At 25.7% G+C, this 21816-nt stretch carries 27 protein-coding genes, 2 pseudogenes, 1 riboswitch and 1 other annotated feature (1 of these 31 running past the window's edge); of the genes and pseudogenes, 6 read left to right on the top strand and 23 right to left on the bottom strand.

Annotated elements, in window-relative coordinates; genetic code table 11:
* Positions 1-80: 80 nt before the first annotated feature.
* The 6 genes from ACYQ1T_RS10390 to thiD form a co-directional block, all read right to left on the bottom strand.
* Positions 81-1385 carry a VanW family protein gene (locus ACYQ1T_RS10390; RefSeq protein WP_459834575.1) on the bottom strand — a complete coding sequence of 435 codons (1305 nt, stop codon included), beginning with the start codon at positions 1383-1385 and terminating at the stop codon, positions 81-83.
* Between the two features lie 248 nt (positions 1386-1633).
* Positions 1634-2248: a thiamine phosphate synthase gene (gene thiE, locus ACYQ1T_RS10385; protein WP_459834574.1), complete on the bottom strand. Its 615-nt coding sequence runs from the start codon at positions 2246-2248 to the stop codon at positions 1634-1636.
* A gap of 22 nt (positions 2249-2270) precedes the next feature.
* A complete protein-coding gene (gene thiT / locus ACYQ1T_RS10380; protein WP_459834573.1) occupies positions 2271-2864 on the bottom strand; it encodes an energy-coupled thiamine transporter ThiT in 594 nt (197 codons plus the stop codon).
* Between the two features lies 1 nt (position 2865).
* Positions 2866-3534 carry a thiaminase II gene (tenA, locus tag ACYQ1T_RS10375; RefSeq protein ID WP_459834572.1) on the bottom strand — a complete coding sequence of 223 codons (669 nt, stop codon included), beginning with the start codon at positions 3532-3534 and terminating at the stop codon, positions 2866-2868.
* A gap of 1 nt (position 3535) precedes the next feature.
* Entirely contained in the window at positions 3536-4315 is a 780-nt protein-coding gene (gene thiM, locus ACYQ1T_RS10370; RefSeq protein ID WP_459834571.1) for a hydroxyethylthiazole kinase, read from the bottom strand.
* A gap of 45 nt (positions 4316-4360) precedes the next feature.
* Positions 4361-5158: a bifunctional hydroxymethylpyrimidine kinase/phosphomethylpyrimidine kinase gene (gene thiD / locus ACYQ1T_RS10365; RefSeq protein WP_459834570.1), complete on the bottom strand. Its 798-nt coding sequence runs from the start codon at positions 5156-5158 to the stop codon at positions 4361-4363.
* A gap of 88 nt (positions 5159-5246) precedes the next feature.
* A riboswitch (TPP riboswitch) is annotated at positions 5247-5345 on the bottom strand.
* Positions 5346-5480: 135 nt separating this feature from the next.
* Between thiD and ACYQ1T_RS10360 the strand changes: the two genes are divergently transcribed.
* A complete protein-coding gene (locus tag ACYQ1T_RS10360) occupies positions 5481-5660 on the top strand; it encodes a hypothetical protein (protein WP_459834569.1) in 180 nt (59 codons plus the stop codon).
* 335 nt (positions 5661-5995) lie between these two features.
* Positions 5996-6223, top strand: a complete 228-nt coding sequence (locus tag ACYQ1T_RS10355) for a hypothetical protein (protein ID WP_459834568.1) — start codon at positions 5996-5998, stop codon at positions 6221-6223.
* A 222-nt stretch (positions 6224-6445) separates the two neighbouring features.
* Here the strand turns inward: ACYQ1T_RS10355 and ACYQ1T_RS10350 are convergent, their stop codons facing one another.
* Both ACYQ1T_RS10350 and ACYQ1T_RS10345 read right to left on the bottom strand, forming a co-directional pair.
* Positions 6446-6664 (bottom strand): hypothetical protein, encoded by a 219-nt coding sequence (locus tag ACYQ1T_RS10350; protein ID WP_459834567.1) that lies wholly within the window; start codon positions 6662-6664, stop codon positions 6446-6448.
* 175 nt (positions 6665-6839) lie between these two features.
* A complete protein-coding gene (locus tag ACYQ1T_RS10345; RefSeq protein WP_459834566.1) occupies positions 6840-7010 on the bottom strand; it encodes a hypothetical protein in 171 nt (56 codons plus the stop codon).
* 212 nt (positions 7011-7222) lie between these two features.
* Between ACYQ1T_RS10345 and ACYQ1T_RS10340 the strand changes: the two genes are divergently transcribed.
* Positions 7223-7402 (top strand): hypothetical protein, encoded by a 180-nt coding sequence (locus ACYQ1T_RS10340; RefSeq protein ID WP_459834565.1) that lies wholly within the window; start codon positions 7223-7225, stop codon positions 7400-7402.
* Between the two features lie 237 nt (positions 7403-7639).
* Here ACYQ1T_RS10340 and ACYQ1T_RS10335 read toward each other — a convergent pair whose 3' ends face one another.
* The 5 genes and pseudogenes from ACYQ1T_RS10335 to ACYQ1T_RS10315 all read right to left on the bottom strand — a co-directional run.
* Complete coding sequence (locus ACYQ1T_RS10335; RefSeq protein WP_459834564.1) at positions 7640-7831, bottom strand: hypothetical protein; 192 nt, start codon at positions 7829-7831, stop codon at positions 7640-7642.
* Between the two features lie 185 nt (positions 7832-8016).
* Positions 8017-8802 carry an HAD family hydrolase gene (locus tag ACYQ1T_RS10330; protein WP_459834563.1) on the bottom strand — a complete coding sequence of 262 codons (786 nt, stop codon included), beginning with the start codon at positions 8800-8802 and terminating at the stop codon, positions 8017-8019.
* A gap of 65 nt (positions 8803-8867) precedes the next feature.
* Positions 8868-9632, bottom strand: coding sequence for a DeoR/GlpR family DNA-binding transcription regulator (locus ACYQ1T_RS10325; RefSeq protein ID WP_459834562.1), 765 nt, complete (start codon positions 9630-9632; stop codon positions 8868-8870).
* Between the two features lie 214 nt (positions 9633-9846).
* Positions 9847-10701 carry a CPBP family intramembrane glutamic endopeptidase gene (locus ACYQ1T_RS10320; RefSeq protein ID WP_459834561.1) on the bottom strand — a complete coding sequence of 285 codons (855 nt, stop codon included), beginning with the start codon at positions 10699-10701 and terminating at the stop codon, positions 9847-9849.
* A 134-nt stretch (positions 10702-10835) separates the two neighbouring features.
* Positions 10836-10985, bottom strand: a pseudogene (locus ACYQ1T_RS10315) (energy-coupling factor transporter transmembrane protein EcfT); the annotation flags it as partial.
* A 324-nt stretch (positions 10986-11309) separates the two neighbouring features.
* Here ACYQ1T_RS10315 and ACYQ1T_RS10310 point away from each other — a divergent pair.
* Both ACYQ1T_RS10310 and ACYQ1T_RS10305 read left to right on the top strand, forming a co-directional pair.
* The gene (locus tag ACYQ1T_RS10310; protein ID WP_459834560.1) at positions 11310-12968 is read left to right on the top strand and encodes a glutamine--tRNA ligase/YqeY domain fusion protein; all 1659 of its coding nucleotides are present in this window, start codon (positions 11310-11312) and stop codon (positions 12966-12968) included.
* 178 nt (positions 12969-13146) lie between these two features.
* The gene (locus ACYQ1T_RS10305) at positions 13147-13749 is read left to right on the top strand and encodes a DUF445 domain-containing protein (RefSeq protein ID WP_459834559.1); all 603 of its coding nucleotides are present in this window, start codon (positions 13147-13149) and stop codon (positions 13747-13749) included.
* A 121-nt stretch (positions 13750-13870) separates the two neighbouring features.
* Here the strand turns inward: ACYQ1T_RS10305 and ACYQ1T_RS10300 are convergent, their stop codons facing one another.
* The 9 genes from ACYQ1T_RS10300 to ACYQ1T_RS10260 form a co-directional block, all read right to left on the bottom strand.
* The gene (locus tag ACYQ1T_RS10300) at positions 13871-13999 is read right to left on the bottom strand and encodes a hypothetical protein (RefSeq protein ID WP_459834558.1); all 129 of its coding nucleotides are present in this window, start codon (positions 13997-13999) and stop codon (positions 13871-13873) included.
* Positions 14000-14132: 133 nt separating this feature from the next.
* Entirely contained in the window at positions 14133-14267 is a 135-nt protein-coding gene (locus tag ACYQ1T_RS10295; protein WP_459834557.1) for a hypothetical protein, read from the bottom strand.
* Positions 14239-15084, bottom strand: a complete 846-nt coding sequence (locus ACYQ1T_RS10290; RefSeq protein WP_459834556.1) for an OB-fold protein — start codon at positions 15082-15084, stop codon at positions 14239-14241. Before ACYQ1T_RS10290 ends, ACYQ1T_RS10295 begins: the two co-directional genes overlap by 29 nt.
* A 22-nt stretch (positions 15085-15106) precedes the next feature.
* On the bottom strand, positions 15107-15745 hold the full coding sequence (locus tag ACYQ1T_RS10285) for an ABC transporter ATP-binding protein (RefSeq protein ID WP_459834555.1): 639 nt from the start codon (positions 15743-15745) through the stop codon (positions 15107-15109).
* Between the two features lie 21 nt (positions 15746-15766).
* The gene (locus tag ACYQ1T_RS10280; RefSeq protein ID WP_459834554.1) at positions 15767-16501 is read right to left on the bottom strand and encodes a hypothetical protein; all 735 of its coding nucleotides are present in this window, start codon (positions 16499-16501) and stop codon (positions 15767-15769) included.
* The gene (locus tag ACYQ1T_RS10275) at positions 16502-17323 is read right to left on the bottom strand and encodes a hypothetical protein (RefSeq protein ID WP_459834553.1); all 822 of its coding nucleotides are present in this window, start codon (positions 17321-17323) and stop codon (positions 16502-16504) included. It abuts the gene before it with no gap.
* Positions 17316-18083 carry a hypothetical protein gene (locus tag ACYQ1T_RS10270; protein ID WP_459834552.1) on the bottom strand — a complete coding sequence of 256 codons (768 nt, stop codon included), beginning with the start codon at positions 18081-18083 and terminating at the stop codon, positions 17316-17318. Before ACYQ1T_RS10270 ends, ACYQ1T_RS10275 begins: the two co-directional genes overlap by 8 nt.
* Before the next feature lie 74 nt (positions 18084-18157).
* The gene (locus ACYQ1T_RS10265; protein WP_459834551.1) at positions 18158-18592 is read right to left on the bottom strand and encodes a hypothetical protein; all 435 of its coding nucleotides are present in this window, start codon (positions 18590-18592) and stop codon (positions 18158-18160) included.
* 36 nt (positions 18593-18628) lie between these two features.
* A complete protein-coding gene (locus ACYQ1T_RS10260) occupies positions 18629-19036 on the bottom strand; it encodes a hypothetical protein (protein WP_459834550.1) in 408 nt (135 codons plus the stop codon).
* Positions 19037-19378: 342 nt separating this feature from the next.
* Between ACYQ1T_RS10260 and ACYQ1T_RS10255 the strand changes: the two are divergent.
* Positions 19379-19715 (top strand): annotated as a pseudogene (locus tag ACYQ1T_RS10255) (transposase); the annotation flags it as partial.
* A gap of 246 nt (positions 19716-19961) precedes the next feature.
* Here the strand turns inward: ACYQ1T_RS10255 and gltX are convergent.
* A complete protein-coding gene (gltX, locus tag ACYQ1T_RS10250) occupies positions 19962-21623 on the bottom strand; it encodes a glutamate--tRNA ligase (RefSeq protein WP_459834549.1) in 1662 nt (553 codons plus the stop codon).
* A 73-nt stretch (positions 21624-21696) separates the two neighbouring features.
* Positions 21697-21816, bottom strand: a binding site (T-box leader); it runs 104 nt beyond the window's last position.

The raw sequence follows: 21816 nt of genomic DNA, 5'->3' as shown, positions 1-21816 counted from the left end.
AAAACTTATACCAATAAACAAAAAAGATGGTGTAAGTTATTTGAAATAAAACTTATACCATCTTTATAAGATAACTATTTTTAATTAAAAGGTTGATATCTACTATTATCTATATACTTTTCAAAAACTTTTTCACCATTAGCATTATAACCATATAAATAAGTATCTGCATATAATCCATTAGCATAACTCTTTGGTTCATATCTTATTCCTTCTGTAGCATCTCCATTTGACCATAATTCAACTGATAAAGCGCCTCCTCCAGCATAAGCATTTATAACTACTGGAAAATCATATACATTTTTGAATTTTAAATCTATAACACCATCTGCTAAAGTAGCATCTAAACCTAGTGGAACATATGAAACAGTCATCATATGATTTTGTCTTTCTGTTGGTAATATTCCAGCTCTTAATTCAGCATTATATAATGTTGAAGCAACTTGACATACTCCTCCACCATATCCTTTAACTACTTTTCCATTAACATAAGTATTAGATTCTAAATAACCATATTCTGGTGTAGTAGGACCAATTGCCTTTTCTGTAGAAAATTCTTCTCCTGGCATTAATAATATATTATCTATTGCTCTAGCAGCTATTTCTATATTATGCCCACTTGGACCTGCTGGATAATGTGTAGTATAACCACCTATTTTTTGATTTACAGTTTTTAATGCATCTGTTTTTATTTTAGGCTCTACAACTTGTAACTCAGAATTAATTGTTGATATTTCTTCACTTTTTGAGTTGCCTAAAATACCCTTAATGTCCTTTGCTACTTGTTCTTTATTTAAACTTAAACCATTTGCTCCATCATATACAGCTATACTCCCACCATCTACACTTATAGAAGCATTTTTAGCTGCTACATCTACATTAGATGCTATATTATCTATAAATCCATTTATTTTATCATCACTATAAAGAAGAGAGATTTCATATTGCTTTTTTTCTGCTTTTTTTATCAATGATAGTTTTTCAAAAAATGTTTTATCTTTTCCATAGTCCATTATTTCCTTTTTTAAACCCTCTAAATCTATGCTTGTCTCAAAATCTTTATACGTAGCCGCAAAATTATTTTCTCCAATTTTAACATTAAGTTTTTTATTACTTATATTAGTCATCATTGTTTCAATAGCATTGCTAAGCTCGTCCTTATTTTTTCCACTTACATCTTCATCTAAAATATAAACTGATGGATATACTTTTTCTGCATAGCTTTTAACTAACTTAATACTCGTAAAACTCCACCATCCAATAAAGGTTACTAAAATCACAACTACTGGGATTATTATCTTAAGATACTTTTTATTAAATCTTATGTTTTTTTCATTAAATTTTATTTTTTCTACTTCCCCTTCTAATCCTCTATTATCACTCACTTTTTTAACTCCTTTATTTAATTTATTTTCTTTTCTAATATATTTTAGTTTTAAAAGGTTTATGCTAAATAATAAACTATTTTACATATTATAAAATATATTCCTTTTTCTTTTATAAATCAATAGTAGTTTTTACTAATTCATCTACTACATTAGTAAAAACCGTGCACCTTTTAAACTGTACACGGTTTATCATTTGTTTTATTTATTATATCATATAGAGGATTATTTTTCCATATTATCAAGTGCTATTTTACGCAATTTATCCACATTTCACATTCTTTTTTTATATTTTCACTTTTTAATATAGCCGATACTACTGCATATCCATCTATATTAACTTTTTTAATATTATCAATGTTGTTAAGAGTTAATCCTCCTATTGCAACTATAGGAATTGAAACTTTATCTTTAATTTCTTTTAATGTTTCTATTGATACATGTTTTGCATCCAATTTAGTGTTAGTTCCAAACATAGCACCAACCCCTATATAATCAGCCCCATCTTCCTTAGCCTTTTTAGCTTCATCTACATTTCTTGCTGATACTCCAAGTATTTTATTACTTCCTATTAATTTTCTAACATAGCTTCCTGGTATATCACTTTGTCCAACATGAACTCCATCAGCATCACATAATAATGCTATATCTACTCTATCGTTAATTATAAATTTAACATTATATTTTTTAGTTAATTCTCTAAGTTTTATAGCTTTTTCTAAAAATTCTTTTCCACTCTTCTCCTTCTCCCTTAGCTGAAGCATAGTTACTCCACCTTTTAATGCTTCTTCTATAGAGTAATAAAAATCTCGATCCTTTAATATTTCTGAATCTGTAACTAGATATAACTTTAAACTCTCCATTCTCTATCTCCTATTTTATTGCTTAATTTACATTACTTATCTTCATTAATCTTTTAATTGGAATTAGTGCAACAACGGCTGTTGTTATTATCCCTTCTACTCCCGCACTTGTAAAATTATATATAAATGAATATATCCATGGGTTCATTCCAACTGGTGCATACTGTGCAAAAAAGATTACTCCTGATATTATTGAAAATAATACACTTAACATAGATGCAAAAAAACATCCTGATATTATCTTTCCTTTACTATCTGTACCAAAAATATCTGATACTCCTAAAGCCATAGAACCTAATATATAATCTAATAAAAATTGAACTGGATGCACTATCATTGCTCCATTTAATAATTTAAATAATCCAAATATTAATCCTCCTGTAACTCCTGCAGTCCTTCCAAATAATATCCCAATTAACATAATTGGTAATGTAGAAAATAAGGTTATGCCTCCACCTTGAGGATATTTTATAAATTGAATTAAATATAATATATAAGCTATTGCACTAAACATAGCTGTAATTACCATTGTTTTTGTTGATAATCTATTTCTCTTTAAATCAATAAAATATAATAAAATTATTAAAACTGATATAATTCCTACTAAAATAACCATCTTATTCTTCTGTCCTTTCCTGATATGCCATATTCCAAAATTCCATTTCATATTTACTTGCTTTAATAAAAATATCTCTTAATTTTTCTTTTTCATAATCTTCAATATTACTGCATAATTCATTAATATAATCTATCCAGTTATTTGTAAATTCATCAAACTCTTTAGAACCATAAACTTCAATCCAATCCTTATAAAAATTATCTTCTAGATTTTCTAAATATTGTTCTTTCAACTTATTTCCTATATAGTTATAACTCCATGTACAAGGCATAACAGCTATAGCTATTTCCTTAATATCTCCTGTCAAAGCTATTCCTTGCATATAGCTTGTATAACTTGATGTAACTAAATTATATTCACACTTTTCTGCTTCTATAGGCTTTACTCCAAAGCCCTCTAAATATTTAATATGAACTGCTGTTTCATCTTCCATAGTACCTTTTATTGAATCATAATAGAACTTCATTTCCTTCATAGTTCTAGATTTAACTACTCCTATACAAAAAACTTTTGCATATTCTTTTAAATATAAATAATCTTGTATAAGATAATATTTAAACTTATCTTTATTTAATATACCCTTTCCTATTTCTTCTACAAATGGGTGATTTAAATATCCTTCCCATATTTCTTCTACTTCCTCAAATAAATAATCTGTAAACTTCATATTACTTAATCCTTCCTTGTTCTCTAATTTTTTCTGCAGTTAAAAAATATATATTATTCATTAAATTAACCTTAAAGTCTCCTATGCCTTTACTAATTTCACTTGCTAACTCCCCACTTAAGGACATTGTTAAAACTCCCATTGCTGCACATTCTAATTTATCATAGCCTGTACCTAAGTAACTTCCTATCAAACTTCCAGTCATACAGCCTGTCCCTGTTATGCTTTTAAGCTTTTCAGATCCATTAAGTACTTTAATTACTTTTTCTCCATTACTTATAAAATCTACTTTTCCTGTGGCAACAACTACAGAATCTAACTTTTTAGATATCTTTTTAATTATTTCTGATATATCTTCTCCATCATCAAAAGAATCAACACCTTTTCCTCTTACATCAAACCCACTAATATACTTTATTTCAGCTATATTTCCTTTAATAACATCAAATTTTACCTCATTTAATAATCTATTAGTAAAATCTGCTCTTGTTTTTGTAGCAAAAACTCCTACTGGATCTAATATAACTGGCTTATTATATTTATTTGCAGCTTTACCTGCTTTAACAAATAATTCTAATCTATTTGAATTCATTGTTCCTATGTTTATAACAACAGCACTTGCTATACTAACTATTTCATCTACTTCCTCATAAGAATAGCTCATTAATGGACTAGCTCCTAATGCTAAAGTTATATTTGCACAATCATTTATAGTAACTTCATTTGTGTAATGTAATACTAATGGGTTTAATTCTTTTACCTTATTAATTAATTTATACATACTCTCTACCCCCAAGCTGTTTTTCATATTTTCTATATCATAGTTTTATTTATCTATCCTATAAAAATGATGTACTGGCCCAACACCCTTTCCTATATCAAAACTATTTCTAATAGCTTCTGTTATATACTCTTTACTTAATTCAACAGCCCTTTCAATATCATATCCTAAAGCTAAATGTGATGTTATAGCTGAAGAAAGCGTACAACCTGTACCATGAGTATTTTTTCTATCTAGCCTTTCTTGCTTGTACACTTTAAATACATCTTGTCCTATAAGTAAATCTACAGCATCACCTTCTAAATGTCCGCCCTTCATTAAAACATATTTAGGTCCAAGTTTTAAAAGTTCTAATCCAGCTTCTCTCATATCATCTATAGTATTTATTTTTATTCCTGTTATTTCTTCAGCCTCTAATGTATTAGGTGTAATTATATAGGCCATTGGAATTAAATATTTTACTAAATTTGCCTTTGCCTCTGGTTGTAAAAGTGAATAACCACTTTTAGAAATCATAACTGGATCTATAACTAAATTTTTAGGATTATATTTTTTTAATGTATCTACTATTTCTAATATTATTTCTGGACTTGATACCATTCCTATCTTCACTGCTAATGGTTCTATATCATCAAAAACAACTTCTATTTGTTTTCTTATAATTTCTTTGCTTAAATTCTCTACCATAAAAACACCTTGAGTATTTTGTGCTGTTATTGCAGTTATAACACTCATGCCATAAGTTCCTATTGCACTAAAAGTTTTTAAATCAGCTTGTACTCCTGCTCCTCCTGAAGAATCTGATCCTGCTATTGTTAATGTCGGTATCTTGTAATTACTCATCCTTAAACTTCCTCTCATTATTTTTATAAAAAAAACAGCTATATTCTAATCTAGAATATAGCTGTATAGTTCACATATATAAATACAAAATTATATTTAAAAGCTTTCCTACGCTGGCATTATCCAGATCAGGTAAAAGGGTTAATATTAAATATTTCTCAGCCATTTGGCACCCCTAGCAAATTATTCATTTTTAATACACTTTTATTATATACTTATAAATTTCTATGTCAATACTATCCATTTATATAAATAATATTTTTAATTAATGATATAATTATATACAGTAACATTATAATTTTTATAGAAAGGAGTGATTTTTATGAATCTAAAAGATAAAAATTTGCATATGATACCACTTTGTATTACATCGCTAATATTAACATTTGTTGTATCTAATAAAGTAAAACCTTTCCTTATAGTTGCTTCAATCGCCTTTATTATTGCAACTATTTCAATACTTTTAGAAAATAAGAAAAATAATAATTCTATAAAAAAATAAAATTTCGCCTTTAATATAAAAAAGGTCTAATTTTAATGTTATTTATTATTAGATCTTTTTATCCATAGATACTTATTTTTAAGAAAGCTTATATAAATAATAGAAAGTAAAATTCTCCATCCCCTCATAGAGTTACCACACTCAAATTTTATTATTTCATTTTCTAAAATATCAAAGTCTATTTTATTACTCCTACACCAATCTATTTTTAGGTATATACTGTGATTCCCTGTCCCAATATTTATATTTTTTATTAATAATTTTTAATATTATTTTTCCCTCATAATTATCTGTTATTATTAAATATATAAATTTAAATTGGGAGGTAAACAATTGTGAAAGGTAAATTTATAAACATAAGTATATTTGTATTAAGTGTTCTTTGCTTAGTAATATCCCTTAAAACATTCTGGAATATGGGTATTTATGTTGATGAATTCAATACATCACCTGACATAGTATTAGGCGGTAATTTTTGGCTTTATATGAATTGGCTTAAATTAGTATGTTCTGCCCTTATATGTATTTTATCTTGTATAAATTTATTTCATAAAAAGAAGTAAATAATAAATACTCCTATTAAATTATTATTAAGATACTCAAATATAAATATTAAAGTTAATTTTAATAACTTGAGTAAGTTTCTTATTGTAAAATGATGTCCACATCTGGACATCATTTTACTTATTTAAGTTTAAACCTTATTTTACCTTAATATGATTATTTTATATTTCTACCTATAAGAATAAATCTATGCTCTAAACTTTCTATAAACTTATTATGTTCTAATTCCTTTTGTAATTCACATAATGTTTCAGTGATAATAAAAATTCTCCTCCACCAGTTCCCATATCAAGTAATTCATAATTATCCTTCAAATAATTTTTATAATCCCAAGGTAAATTTTCATCTTCCCATCTACCATTTAAATAAGAAAAATCCCATCCCTTAAAACTCATCTCTTCATCATTTTTCCAAATCTGCTTTAATTTATTATAATCCATAACCTTATTCCCCTTTGCTTATTATTTTTTATAATAAAATTAGTGCAGTTTTCTGATAGTAAATTAATTAATCTCGATACAATCTACCATCAGATTATATAAAACTGCACCGAGTAATTAATTCGCTTTAACATCATTAAGATTTCACCTACTTTCCTATATGTTTTAAATTATATCATCTATTTTTTAATTGATTTAAAATATAATCTATCTTTTTATTCATTTCATTATTTTTATTAATAAAATTCCTTAATTTACTTATACACTTATATATAGTTATAAGAATTAAGGCTAGTAAAAGAAAATTAATTACTGTTGACATAATTGCAAAATAATTAAATTCCAAAATATACTCCCCCTTATCTATATCACAATACCTATTTATTCTATAATTTTACCATAATAAACCATATATTATAATAAGTAATTTTTTGAATTTATCTATAATTTAATAATTATATCTTTAAATCTTCATTTAAAAAACAGCTTTCCAATGTAATATTTTTCTAAAAATGGTATAATAAATATATATTATTCAAATTTAAGGAGGGAAGCAATATGAAGCAATATGAATATAAAATTGAACAAATTTATATAGAATTTAAAAGTATATTAAGGGCTGATAAAAACAAATACAATAAAGATATTACAGAAAAATTAAACATTCTTGGAAAAGAAGGTTGGGAATTATCTGGAGTAGATGGAACGTGGTTTTATTTTAAAAGAGAAATCAATTAATATAAATTAGAAACATACTTTCTTTATATTTCTAATATGTGTAGAAGGGACAGTAGATAGATTTGTGTAATAACAATTCTCTCTACTGTCCCATTTATAGAAATAACTTCTCCTACTCCTTATTTCATATAATTAATTATTAACTCATAGCATCTCTCTTTTGTAGTCTCTCCAAGAATCACTACATAAACTAAAGGTTCAATTGTGCCACCTTTTACTTTATTATACTATTCAAATTTATTTATTAAACTTCTCTAAATTCTTGATTTTAAAATCAAAAAGTCTTCCACAATTTAAACATACTTCCGCCAATACAGGTGATTCCTTTGAAAACAAAAATCTAGATGAATTTGCTTTAAATGTCAAACCATATAGTGAAGTTAATTCTCCACTTTCAACCTTCCTACTACCACAAAATGGACATTCCATAGTATCTCCCCTTTTCTCATAAATTCTTAAATCATAGTCAGCTTTACATATTGTTCATTGAATTGATTATTAATATTAAAAAATAAATTTACTTTAAAGTGATGTAATTTCCTATTAAATTTCATTTAGAGATTTTTTGTTTATTCTTAATATAAAATTGTTTTAAACTTCTACCTTTAATTAAATTATAAATTTATTATTTCCTTTATAGCAACAACTACCCCATTATCTTCATTACTTTTTGCTATAAATCTTGATACCTTTTTTAAATCTTCATGTGCATTTTCCATTGCATAACTATGGTATGCACTTTCCATCATTTCCAAATCATTTAAATAATCTCCAAAAACCATTGTTTCTTCATGCTTTATATTTAATAGTTCTTGAACTTTATTTATTGCTACACCTTTATTAACACCTTTAGCTGTTATATCAAGCCATATTTCTCCTGAAACAGTTACTTGAAGAGCTTGTCTGTATTTTTCAAAATATTTATTACTATTACTTTCTGATCCTGAAAAATCACATATAGTTACTTTTAATATATTGTCTTCTACCTTAGTTAAATCTTCAACTATTTCGTATCTCTCATAATATTTTTCTGTTTCTTTAATAAGCCTTGCATCTTTTTGCTCAATATATGCTGATTTTTTACCACATAAAATTACATATGAATTTTCTATTTTTCTACCTATTTCAATAAGCTCTAGAGCTATTTCTTTTTCCAAATCATTTACTAATATTTCCTTGCCCTTATAAACTACAAATGTACCATTTTCTGCTATAAACATTACATGGTCTTTTATGCTATTAAATCTTTTTAAAAGATTATAATATTGTCTTCCACTTGCAGCTGCAAAAATAATATCTTTTTCCTTTAGTTTATCAAAAATCTCAAAAAACTCTGGATTTATCTCATCATTTTTATTTAAAAGTGTTCCATCCATATCTGATGCTATAAATTTTATCATATTTTATCTCCAATCACATTCCTATTTTTAGTAGTACTGTACTTCCTTTGTATAACTTTTCTTAATTAATATTTTACCTTAATCCCGTATTTTTTCAAACTTTCTATTGTAGCACTATCTGGCTCTAAATCCGTAATTATATAGTCTATATCCTCTAAACTTGAAAATTTATATGAACCATCTATATAAAATTTTTCATTTGTCATAACTAAATAATTATTTTTGCTACTTTTTATAATTTGCCTTTTAACCCCAGCCTCATCTAAATTAAAGTTACTAATAAAATTATCTTTTATATTAACTCCACCAGCCCCTATAAATGCTTTATCAACCTTATAGTTTTTTATTTGCTCTATTGCTTCTATTCCAATAGTTCCACCTAATTTTTTATTATATTTCCCACCAATAAATATAACGTCAATTAAATTGTTAGAATCAAAAAGCAAGGCTATTCTATTCATATTAGTTATTATTGTAATTCTTTTATTAATTTCTGCTAATTTTGTTGCAATAATATAATTTGTACTCGATATATCTAAGAATATAATATCATCATCTTCTATTTCTGATATAACTAAATCTCCTATATCTTCTTTTGTATCTATTTCAACTATAACCCTTGAAGTTGTATTTTCATTATGTATGATTTTTCTTTCTAAAATGGCTCCTCCATAAGTTCTTCTTATTCCTCCAAGTTTCTCTAACCTTTGTAAGTCTTTACGAATCATTCCCTCTGAAACATTAAACTTTTCACTTAAATCTTTTACTAAAACTTTTCCTTCTTTTTTTATTAGCTCTAAAATTAAGTCTAATCGTTCTTCCATAAACATTTTTTCACATCCTTATTAATGTTAAATTTTATCTATACTTATTATTTTTATTATCATTATGTGTTATTTTTCATTTATGTTTAACATTTTTATTATTATTTGTTATCATTTAATATTATTATAATTCTTTTTATTTATTTTTTCAATTGTATTTTTTTCTAAATAAAAAAGATATGTAAGCTTTATAAAAAATATAGCCTACATATCTTTATAATTATCTAGGTATTCCAACTACCTCTATACTATTTCTATTTTTTTTATTTATAAATAATAATGATAATACAGTTCCTATTATTCCTATAACAATTGCACCACTTAATGCTAAGGTTGTATTTAAATTTTCTCCAATTAGTATAGGAGCTACCGTTGCTACAGTATTATTAACCATATGAATAATAATAGCTGGAACTAAGGATTTAGTTTTATACGTTACATATCCAAATACTATTCCAAGAAAAGTTGCATAAACACCTTGTATTAGATTTCCATGATAAATTCCAAATAATATTCCTTGTATTATTATTGTATACGGTATAGATATATTTTTGCTTAAAGCTTTATAAATAACTCCTCTAAACAAAAATTCCTCTGCAAAAGGTGCAACAATTCCTACAACTAATATACTTACAAATAAATTTGTTTCTGCTAATGGTGCAAGTATTTTTTCCATACTTTCGAAGTATTCTTTTAAAAACCCTGCATTTTGTACACTACTTAATATTCCTGAATTTATAAGCCATACTGAAATTCCTAAAATAACTGCAAGTAAAATATTATAGCCTTTTGTTGATTTTAAAAGTATCTCTTCACATACCCTCTTTTTTCTTACTTTATAGATAATAATAAAGATTGATATTGTAATTACAGATGCTATAAGTAAAATATAGCTTGTATTAGCAAATACTATTTTAGCAATATCTTGCTCTGCTGTTGATGAAGTAGTCCCATTTTTTACAATATATGACACCGCAATAACTACCCCCGCAATCAGTGATACCACTAATTGAGTACAAAAGGCTATAGCTAATAATCCAAGTGCTATAAAAAAGCTTTTAAATTTTTCTTTCATGACCATCCCCCTTTAAATAAATCCTTAATATAATAATACCATATTTATTGAAATTTATGAATTCCTTGTAAATTAAATTAAAATAAAAGTGTATTTATTCTAGCTTCTTAACTAAAATAAATACACTTTTAAAATATTATTACAATAAATAATGCAAAAAAATCATCTTTTTTAAATTCCTTTAAATTATACCAAGTTCTTTTATTTTTATTTCCAAAACCTCTAATCTCTATTGCTGAACTTATTGTTTCGATTCTATCTAAGCTTGAGAAAATTAGTGGCATATGTTAACATTGATACTAAAGTCCACGTATCCTTTTCTTTAAAAATTATATGCACTTAAATATAAAATTATCTTCCTTTCTTCTCAACATGAATGATTTTCTGACTTTACATTATAATAACAATAAAAGATTTAATAATTTTTACCATTGTATCTCTTTATTTTTTCTTTCCCTTAGTTTAAAATTAATAATAAAACTAATAATTTTATTATATATATTGTTATTTTTAAGTATTTACATATAATAAAGGTATATTTAATGAAAATTTAAGTAAGCGGTTTATAAAAATATATAAATATAAATTTGTACAGGAGAGGTATGCATATGTCAAATGAAGTAAATTCATCAAATTTTATAAGAAACATTGTTATAGAAGACTTAGAAAATAAAAAACACGACGAAATTATAACTCGTTTCCCACCAGAACCAAATGGTTATTTACATGTTGGTCATGCAAAATCAATAATTTTAAATTCTGGATTAGCAGAAGAATTTAAAGGTAAATTTAACTTAAGATTCGATGATACAAATCCTACTAAAGAGGATACTGAATATGTAGAATCTATAAAAGAAGATGTTAAATGGCTTGGTGGTAATTGGGATAATATATACTTTGCATCAAACTACTTTGATGTAATGTATGATAAAGCACAGCTTTTAATAAAAAAAGGCTTAGCTTATGTTTGTGATTTAACTCCAGAAGAAATGAGAGAATTTAGAGGAACTTTAACTGAACCTGGTAAAGATAGCCCATATAGAAATAGAAGTGTTTCTGAAAACCTTGATTTATTAGAAAGAATGAAAAAAGGTGAATTTAAAGATGGAGAAAAAGTTTTAAGAGCTAAAATAGATATGGCTTCTCCTAATATAAATATGAGAGACCCTATTATATATAGAATTTCTCATGCTACACATCATAATACAGGTGATGCTTGGTGTATTTATCCTATGTATGATTTTGCTCATCCATTAGAAGATGCTATTGAAGGAATAACTCATTCAATTTGTACATTAGAATTCGAAGACCACAGACCACTTTATGATTGGATAGTAAAAGAATGTGAAATGGAAAGTACCCCAAGACAAATAGAATTTGCTAGACTTAACATAACAAATACTGTTATGAGTAAAAGAAAATTAAAACAATTAGTAGATGAAAAAGTAGTTGATGGTTGGGATGATCCTAGAATGCCTACTGTTTGTGGATTAAGAAGAAAAGGATATACTCCTGAAGCTATAAGAAACTTCTGTTTAGCTATTGGTGTTTCAAAAGCTAACTCACTTGTTGATTCTCAAATGCTTGAATACTTTATTAGAGAGGATTTACAATTAAAAGCTCATGCTGCTATGGCTATTATGAGACCTTTAAAAGTTGTAATAACAAATTACCCAGAAGGTCAAACTGAAATGTTAACAGTTGCAAATAATGCTAAAAATGAAGAAGCTGGTACTAGAGAAGTCCCTTTCTCAAGAGAAATCTATGTAGAACAAGAAGATTTTATGGAAGTTCCAGTAAAGAAATACTTTAGATTATTCCCTGGAAACGAAGTTAGATTAATGGGAGCTTACTTTATAAAATGTAATGAAGTTATAAAAGATGAAAATGGAAATGTTATAGAACTACATTGTACTTATGATCCAGAAACTAAGAGTGGTTCAGGATTTACTGGTAGAAAAGTTAAAGGAACTATACATTGGGTAGATGCTAAAACTGCTAAAAAAGCAGAGTTTAGACTTTATGAACCTTTAATTTTAGATGATAATGAAGAAAATGAAGGTAAACATTTCTTAGAACAAATAAATCCAAACTCATTAGAAGTTTTAGAAGGTTATATTGAAGAAACTACAGCTAAAACAGCTAAGATTCAAGATAAATTCCAATTAGTAAGAAACGGATTCTTTAATGTAGATCCTAAATACACTACTGATGAAAAATTAGTATTTAATAGAATAGTTTCACTTAAGAGTTCATTTAAGTTATAAGATAAAAGTCACGGAAAATATTCCGTGACTTTTTTAATACTAATTACTAATATTCTTATACTAATTAAAACTTATATAATCACTTTTAATATTTTGTACCAATTAGTCAAATTTATCTTGAAAATTTTATTTAAAAATTATAAAATATCTTCTATAGCATATTACTTAGGAGGATATTATGAATAAAATAATTACAGTACTTATATTAGTAATAGTTGGTGGCCTAATTGGATATATAACTAATATATTAGCTATAAAACTTATGTTTAGACCTATTAAGCCAATTAAAATTCCTATATTAAATATAGAAATACAAGGATTAATTCCTAAAAGGAAAAATGAAATTGCAGTTAATATTGGAGAAGTTATTGCTAATGAATTAATTTCAATTGATGATATTTTACAGGAAGTTCTTAAAGATGATGGAAAAGATAACTTTACAGTTTACATAACTAATAAAATTAAATCTATTGTAAATGAAAAATTAAATTTAATTCCTATGCCTTTTAGAATGATGGCTGCACCTTATATAGAAGAAATATTAGATAAAGAAATAGGCATCGCTATTAATGATATTGGAGAAGATTTAATAATTAAAGCTAAAGAAAAAATAGATATCAAAAAAATTATTGAAGAAAAAATAAATGAACTTGACTTAGTGGAGCTTGAAAGAATAATAATAAGTGTAGCTAAAAAAGAGTTAAAACATATAGAGGTCTTAGGTTTTGTTTTAGGTGCTTTAATAGGTTTATTACAAGGATTAATAATGATTTTTATATAAAGATACAAATCTTCTATATTCAGTATTTTAATCTATACTACTTACATATTGTATAAAACAACATAATCTTTATAATCATGTTGTTTTATACAATAATATCTTTTATTACTATTTATTACCATTATCTCCTTAAATCTTTATACAAATCGTTTAATAATATAGGCGATTCCCTATACCCTCCACTTATTACAATTAATAAAGTAATAAGTGGCATTAATAAAATTAAAAAAACTTTTTTTAAAATATTCATAAATAATTCCTCCTTAAATGTTTTTTATTTTATATTATAACATTTTATGGTATTATATCAATATATTGGTTTCTTAGAAGGTGTGGTTAAATTATCAGTCATTCTTTTTCAGAAAGCGTAGCCAATTATTTTTTTAGTTCTTTAACTTCTTTAGTGTCATAACTTCATTTTCATCTACTTTAATTTCTTTTACATCTGTAATCCAACCATTAATTGTTGATTTTGCAATTCCATATTTGCTACTTAACTCCGCTTCTAAAAATAGCATCAACTATATTAATAGTTGAAGTTTTACTTTCTACTAGTCCATCAACACTTATCTTATCACCTATTTTTAGTTTATTTATTTTATCATCTTGGCCTTCAGCAAAAATACAAACAACATCAATTGTTCCCTTAAAAATAATAATCTTATTTTTACCTGCCTCCTTATCAATACTTAAAACCTCACCATTTAAAGTTCCAAAGAGTGATTCATATTGATCACCTACTTCTAAATAACTTTTCGATAATTCAGAAGCATTTATTTCAAATTGAATTTTATTACTAGTTTTAGAATTAACTTCAGCTTTTTTCTTATCTAAGTTACTTTTATTATCTACTAATTTACTTTCTGTTACAACTATTTTATCAGATTCGATGTGTATTATACCTTCTATATTAGCTTTAGAATCATTACGTTCTTTAAATTTAGTTATATTATCTAGTTCACTTGAGTTAAATAAGAAAAATATTTTTTCCGTGTTATTCTCATTTAAATCACTCGAACCAACAATCTTTATTTCTTGAGATGAAATATCAACCTCATTTACAAATGTAGTTATAATAAATTTTTTTTCATTATATTTTTCTTTTGAATTAACTATATCTGATTCCAATGATTGGATTAAATCAAAAGAAGATACAAGGCCTTCTTTTTCCATTTTTGCTTTTATTTCTTCTTTAATAATCTCTTGTCTTTTATTATAGTCTTCTTTACTCTTTCTAAATTTGAAGCCCAAAACTATACTAAATATTATAAATATTGTAAATATTACAAATATTATTTTACTTTTCAAGGATAATTTTTTTATTCCAAATTTCATTATTTTAAAATCCCCCTTGCATTTAATAAACAGATATTTTCCCAGCTGTTATTTTATATACTTTATCACATAATACTTCAATATCATCTTTATTATGGCTTGAAATAAGTATTGTAACTTTATCTTTCTTTAAATCTAATAATATATTACGTATCAATGATACTCCATCTTCATCCAATCCATTCATAGGTTCATCTAAAATTAATATCTTTGGCTTTTCCATTAATGCTTGTGCTATTCCTAATCGTTGCTTCATTCCTAATGAATATTTTCTTATTGGTCTTTTATCTTGGCTAGATAATCCAACTAAACTTATAAATTTTTCTATTTCTTTATCATCTATTTTATTATTTATAGATGATAAAATTTTCAGATTATCAAACCCTGAATATTGTGGTAAAAATCCTGGTTTCTCAATGAGTACACCTATATCTTCTGCTAATTCTCCATTGTGAATTTTTTTATCTAAAACGAATATTTCTCCATTAGTAGGTTTAATTAATCCACATATAGACTTAAATAGCATAGACTTACCTGATCCATTGCTTCCAATAATTCCATAAATTAAACCCCGCTCAATATCTAGGTTAATATTATCTAAAATAACATTATCATTTATTTTTTTATTTAAACTATTTATATTAATCACTTGATTTTTCATAAAACACATTCCTTTACAATCTTAAAATTCTATCTTTTTAAGTAATCTATTAAAAATTATATATAAGAATCCAATTGTCAATAATGAAAATAAATATGTAGAATTAAAATTAAAATTATATTTATAATAATTTATTAGCATTCCTTTATCTAAAACTATAAACTTACCTATTCCTTTATTTTCAATATCAATAGTAGTAGCAATGCAAAATATTGCTAATGTTATACAAAATAATGTAGCTTCATTTTTTATTAATATACATAATATAACTGTTATAAGACTCCATATTATATTGATTAATATTAATGCTAAAAATATATTAAGTAATTCTATAACATCTATACTTATATATAACATTTTAATATTTAGAATACTTAATGTTAAAAATCCAATAATATGATAAAATATCACTAATAATATTATCGATATTACCATGCCTTTTGCCCAAAGATTTATACTTCCAATTCTTAAAATTGTTATACTACTACGATTATTTATTTCATTATGGAAAAAAATTAATACTAAGTAAATGAGAAACATTTGATACATCATAAATTTGAAAAATTCACTTGGCATATCTATAATCTTTTTTATACCATAGAAAGAATTTTTAAATACATCATTTAAATTTGTTATTTCAGATGTACTACTTGTTATAATATTAATAATTACAAAAATAAATATTATAGATACTATTCTTTTAAAAGTAACCATGGCTTTTATATTATTTAGTATTATTCTACTAAGTTTTTTCATCTATAAATCATCTCCAAATTGAAAGTCAATTCTATTTATAATTAATCTTCCAATAATATATATACTTACATTCAAAATAATCCAATATATAAAAGGAGTATATAATGCTGACATATATGTGAAATCTTTATTCATTGTTAATACATTTCCTAAAAAACCAAACTTCTTAATTGTAAGCTCACTTCTAGAAATGGCAATGTCAACAATATTTATTATTAGAACTGAAGTCAAAGACATCCACTTTTTTTTGAATATTATAGTGGTATTAAATAGAATATTCCCAAAAGTAAAAAAATATAAAACTATGTATATTAAATTAATTAATATATATTTCATAGGTTTGACATTATCAATTAAAAATTCAACATTTTTTTTATTATATATTAACATTACATCATTGTTTTTCAGCGAAATAAAATATTCACTCCATTTATTTGAAAAATCTAATGTAATACTACTTTCTAAAGTACAAACTATAAAAATAAATCCTACAAAAATAATAGAGATAATTAAAATAATTAAAATAGTATCATTATACCAGTCTTTTAAAGATTTAAACCTACACATTACATATTTATTAAATTCCTTTTTCATGGATATATTGCTTATTAGAATAATATATATTATAAACAAAAAATACGATACTACAAATTGTGAACCAAATGTACCCGTAATATAATCATAATAATTTCCTCTGTTATTATTTAAATATAAGAAATTATAGAAATTAGAAATTGTATATATACTACTAATAATTATCAAAATGTATATTGTTTTTTTCTTAGGTATATTAATTAATAAAAGATTGATTAGTCTATTCATATCGTTTCTCTCCCCAAAAATAAACCAAAATACATCCAACTACAAATATACATGCTAAGTATATAACAATATTAGTTTTTGATACTCCTGGAGGCCCTCCTACAAAATAGAACATTTGCCCAATATTAAACGTAAATAAATCACTGTTTAAGCCTAAAATAGGAAAAATTGATGCTGTTATTTTTGCCCATAAAAAAGGAGCTAAGAAACCTAAATATTTATTTTTAGTCACTACTGTTACACCTAATCCTAAAGTTGCAATAGCTATACCATATAAAAAATGTGTTAAAATTATTACAATAACATACAATAATTTATACTTAATATAAATATCTGAAAATGTTCCTAAGTTAGTTGGAATAATGAAATCATCAATTCCTCTAACTATCAATAAATGAATTAAAGCTATTATTTCGGGTATGAGAAATACTAATCCCCCCATTAATCCATTTACGATTATTTTTGTTTTTAGATATTGTTTAATATCCATTTTTATATAAATATATTGAATCATCCCACTTTCTTTATCTAGTATATATGAATTAACAAAAGGTATTACAGCTAATATAGGTGCAATATATATTAATATACTCATATCAGTATAAAATAGTATTGTAATAAACGTATTTATACCATCAAGATAGATTTCATTCATAGAAAAGTAAGCTGTTAAAAGGCAACAAAAAACTATTGTTATTCCAATTAATGTACTTTTACCCAAAAGAGCTCTCTTAAATTCCATTTTAAAATAGCTACTCAAAGTTCTTCCTCCTAATAACAAGAAACATAATAAACACAATTTTAATTTATTATGTTTCTATTAATATTTATATTTTAAGGTGCAAATTTACCTCTAACATCCATTTCATACTCAGTTACTGCATCTGTCTTTATTTTTAAATAACATAATTCTCCATAGGCTCTATTTAATAGGGATGCACTTTGGTAATTTAAGTTTTTCTTAGCAAGCCATCCTATTGAGGTAGACTGAAAATTTGCTGTCCAAGTTATTGGTTGATAAAGGGTATCTGAACCAGCTGCTCCAAATTCGCCCATGCCAGTTGTATCTATACCTCCAGTTCTACCTATATAGGTTAAATTAACAACAGCTGGGTCATAATCATCTTTAGTTGTAGAATCTGTTGCCTTGTATCCATATGCAGGTAAACGATAATTAATTTCTACAGTACCTGCTTGTACTACAGCAGGAATACCTACTAATACACCTGCTAATAATAAACCAGCTAAAGGCTTTTTAAATTTTTTCATTTTTAAACATCTCCCTTATTGATAATATTTATTATTTTAAGGTGCAAATTTACCTCTAACATCTAGTTCATACTCAGTTACAGCATCTGTCTTTATTTTTAAATAACATAAATCAGCATATGCTATGTTTGCTAAATCAGAACTTTGGTAATGTAAATTGTACCTATCTGCTGAGTGAATATTCGCTGTCCAAGTTATTGGTTGATACATATAACCTGGAAACTCTCCCATACCAGTTGCATCTACACCTCCAGCTCTACCGAAATAAGTTAAATTAACAACAGCTGGGTCAAAATCATCTTTAGTTGTAGAATCTGTTGCCCTGTATCCATATGCCGGCAAACGATAATTAATTTCTACAGTACCTGCTTGTACTACAGCAGGAATACCTACTAATATACCTGCTAATAATAAACCGGTTGCAGATTTTTTAAATTTTTTCATTTTTAACCATCTCCTTATTGATAATATTTTTATATTAGACTTTTTCATCCATATTCTAACATAACATTCATAATATAGATATTAAATACGTTTTACATTTTACGACATTATTTTTAATTAAATACAATATCTCTGTATTATTCAGAATAATTTGAATATATTTACTTTGTGAGTTATAGTGTCTTTATTAAAATATACACAGATTATTACAATTGTTTGTAAATTCCATTTCTACAATGAGTGGTGATTTAATTTAAAACAAGTCATCCATTTAAATTCCTCCAAATAATATTAAAAAAAATATAAATATACAGTATATATTAACGAAAATGTACCCTCTAGAGTTGGAAGTGTGTTCCTTATAAAGATAAGAAAGCTTTTTTTCAGATTTAAAAACTATTTATACAGCTATAACTGAAAGCGAAGCTATGGAAAATCTTATAGATGTAAAAGAAAAGTGGGTTAATAAATATCCTAATGCAATAAAAGGCTGGGAAGATAGGTAATTTATACAACTAACGTTATCGAAAATTTAAATAGTCACTTTAGAAAAGTTAATAAAACTAAACTAATATTTCCTACTGATGAGAGCTTATTAAAAATGTTATATTTAACTACCGAGAGGGTTCATTCTAAATGGACTAGAAGTTATGCAAACTGGGATTTAGTTATCAATTAATTAAAAATAATATTCTCTAATACATTTTCAAAAGAAGCATAAAAAAACTTCAACAAAGGTTTCCCAATGTCAAAGTTCTTTTAAAAGAAATCTTCTATCTACGTATATTATTCACCTTAATTGGTGAATATATACAATGACTTGAAGACACGATATAAATCAAAATTTCTTTAATTATTTCTAAGAAGAAATTTCAGATATACAAAGTTTTTTACAGCCTCTTTTATTATCATTTATATTAAAATCTTATAAATTTATAAACTTTTCAAATCTAGCTCTTACTTTTTCTTCACCCATTATTTGCATTAATGTATAAAGATCTGGAGTATTACTTCTATGTGATATAGCAGCTCTCACAGCCCCTGCAACATCTGAAATCATACCTTTATATTGATCTGGATTTGCTTTATATTCTTTTCTATTTGCACAGTATCCAAGATTTAATGCTATTTGTTTTAGATCTTCAAACCACGCTTCTTGGCTTTCTACATTAAAGTTAAATTCTTCTTTATAAGCTTTTATTATAGCTTTAGCATCGTCTAATGAAACTGTCTTTGGTAATTCAATTTGATCTGCTGTTTCCTTATCAAATAATTCATCAAAGAAATAGAATATCTTTTCTTTAACTTCATCCCATTTTGCAAAATCTTTTCTTGGCTTTGGACCTTCTTTATCTATATTAAAGATTTCCTTTGACATACTTTCATTTTTAGTAACTAATTCATACATTTCCTTGTCAAATTCTTTTGACCAAGCTACATAATAATCATATACTACATCAGCTTTCATTTTGCATATAACTTCTTTACTTACATCATTTAATTTAACTATATCAAATAAAGCTCCTGATTTACTCATTTTATCTAAAGCTACATTAAATTCATGGTAATCTTTAGTAGGATTTTCTGCTCTCCATTCTTCAAATGTTGAATTAATTATATTTAATAAATATTCAATAACTGAAACCATTGGATATCCAACTTCTTTATAGTAAGAAACAGCTGCTTCTGCATCCTTTCTCTTTGATAATTTTCTCTTTGATCCATTATCATTTTTCATTATCGTTGGTATATGAGCATAGTTTGGCTTTTCAAATCCTAATACTTCAAATAATTGAACATGTATTGGAAGTGATGATAACCATTCTTCTCCTCTTATTACGTGAGTAGTTCTCATTAATGAATCATCTATAGCATGTGCAAAGTGATATGTTGGAAGTCCATCACCCTTGATTATAACTATATCTTGATTATTTTCTGGGAAATGTATATCTCCCTTTATTAAATCATGGAATTCTACTTTATTTTCAAAGTTTCCTGGTGATTTAAGTCTTACTATGTAAGCTTCTCCATTGTTAATTTTTTCTATAGCTTCATCTGAACTTAAATTTCTAAACTTAGCAAATTCACCATAATATCCTGGTGTTATCTTAGCTGCTGTTTGTTTTTCTCTAAGCTCTGCTAACTCTTCTGGAGTACAGAAACATGGATAAGCTAACCCCTTTTTAACTAAGTCTTTTGCAAAAGCCTTATATATCTCTGCTCTTTCACTTTGTCTATATGGACCATAGTTTCCTTTTGATGTATCATCTCCAGTCATTCCTTCACTAAAGTCCATTCCAAAATTATGCATAGTTTGTATAGTATCTAAAATTGCTCCTGCAACTTCTCTTTTTTGATCTGTATCTTCTATTCTTAAATAGAAAACTCCTTCTGTTTGACTTGCTAACCTTTCATTTATTAAAGCAGCAAAAACTCCTCCTATATGTTGGAATCCAGTTGGTGAAGGTGCATATCTACAAACAACAGCACCATCTTTTAATTCTCTTTTAGGATACTTTTCAATGTAGTATTCTGGTGTTTTATCTATACCAGGGAACATAATTTCAGCTAATTTTTCTAAACTCATTTTTTCATATTCCTTTCCTTTGCTTCTTTTAAGTATTTTACTAATAAAGTAAAAAAAGTCCTTCATCCTAAAACCTTAGGACGAAAGACTGCTTCCGCGTTACCACCTAAATTGATTAGATAAGTTTTCTAATCCACTCATTTCTCTTTAAGGGGAGAAACCCATAAGCTTACTTCATAAATGTTTTTCAGCT

Source organism: Clostridium carnis (genome assembly GCF_054657435.1).
Note: the sequence above shows the minus strand (reverse complement) of the source record. Positions and strands in the feature narration are given on the sequence as shown.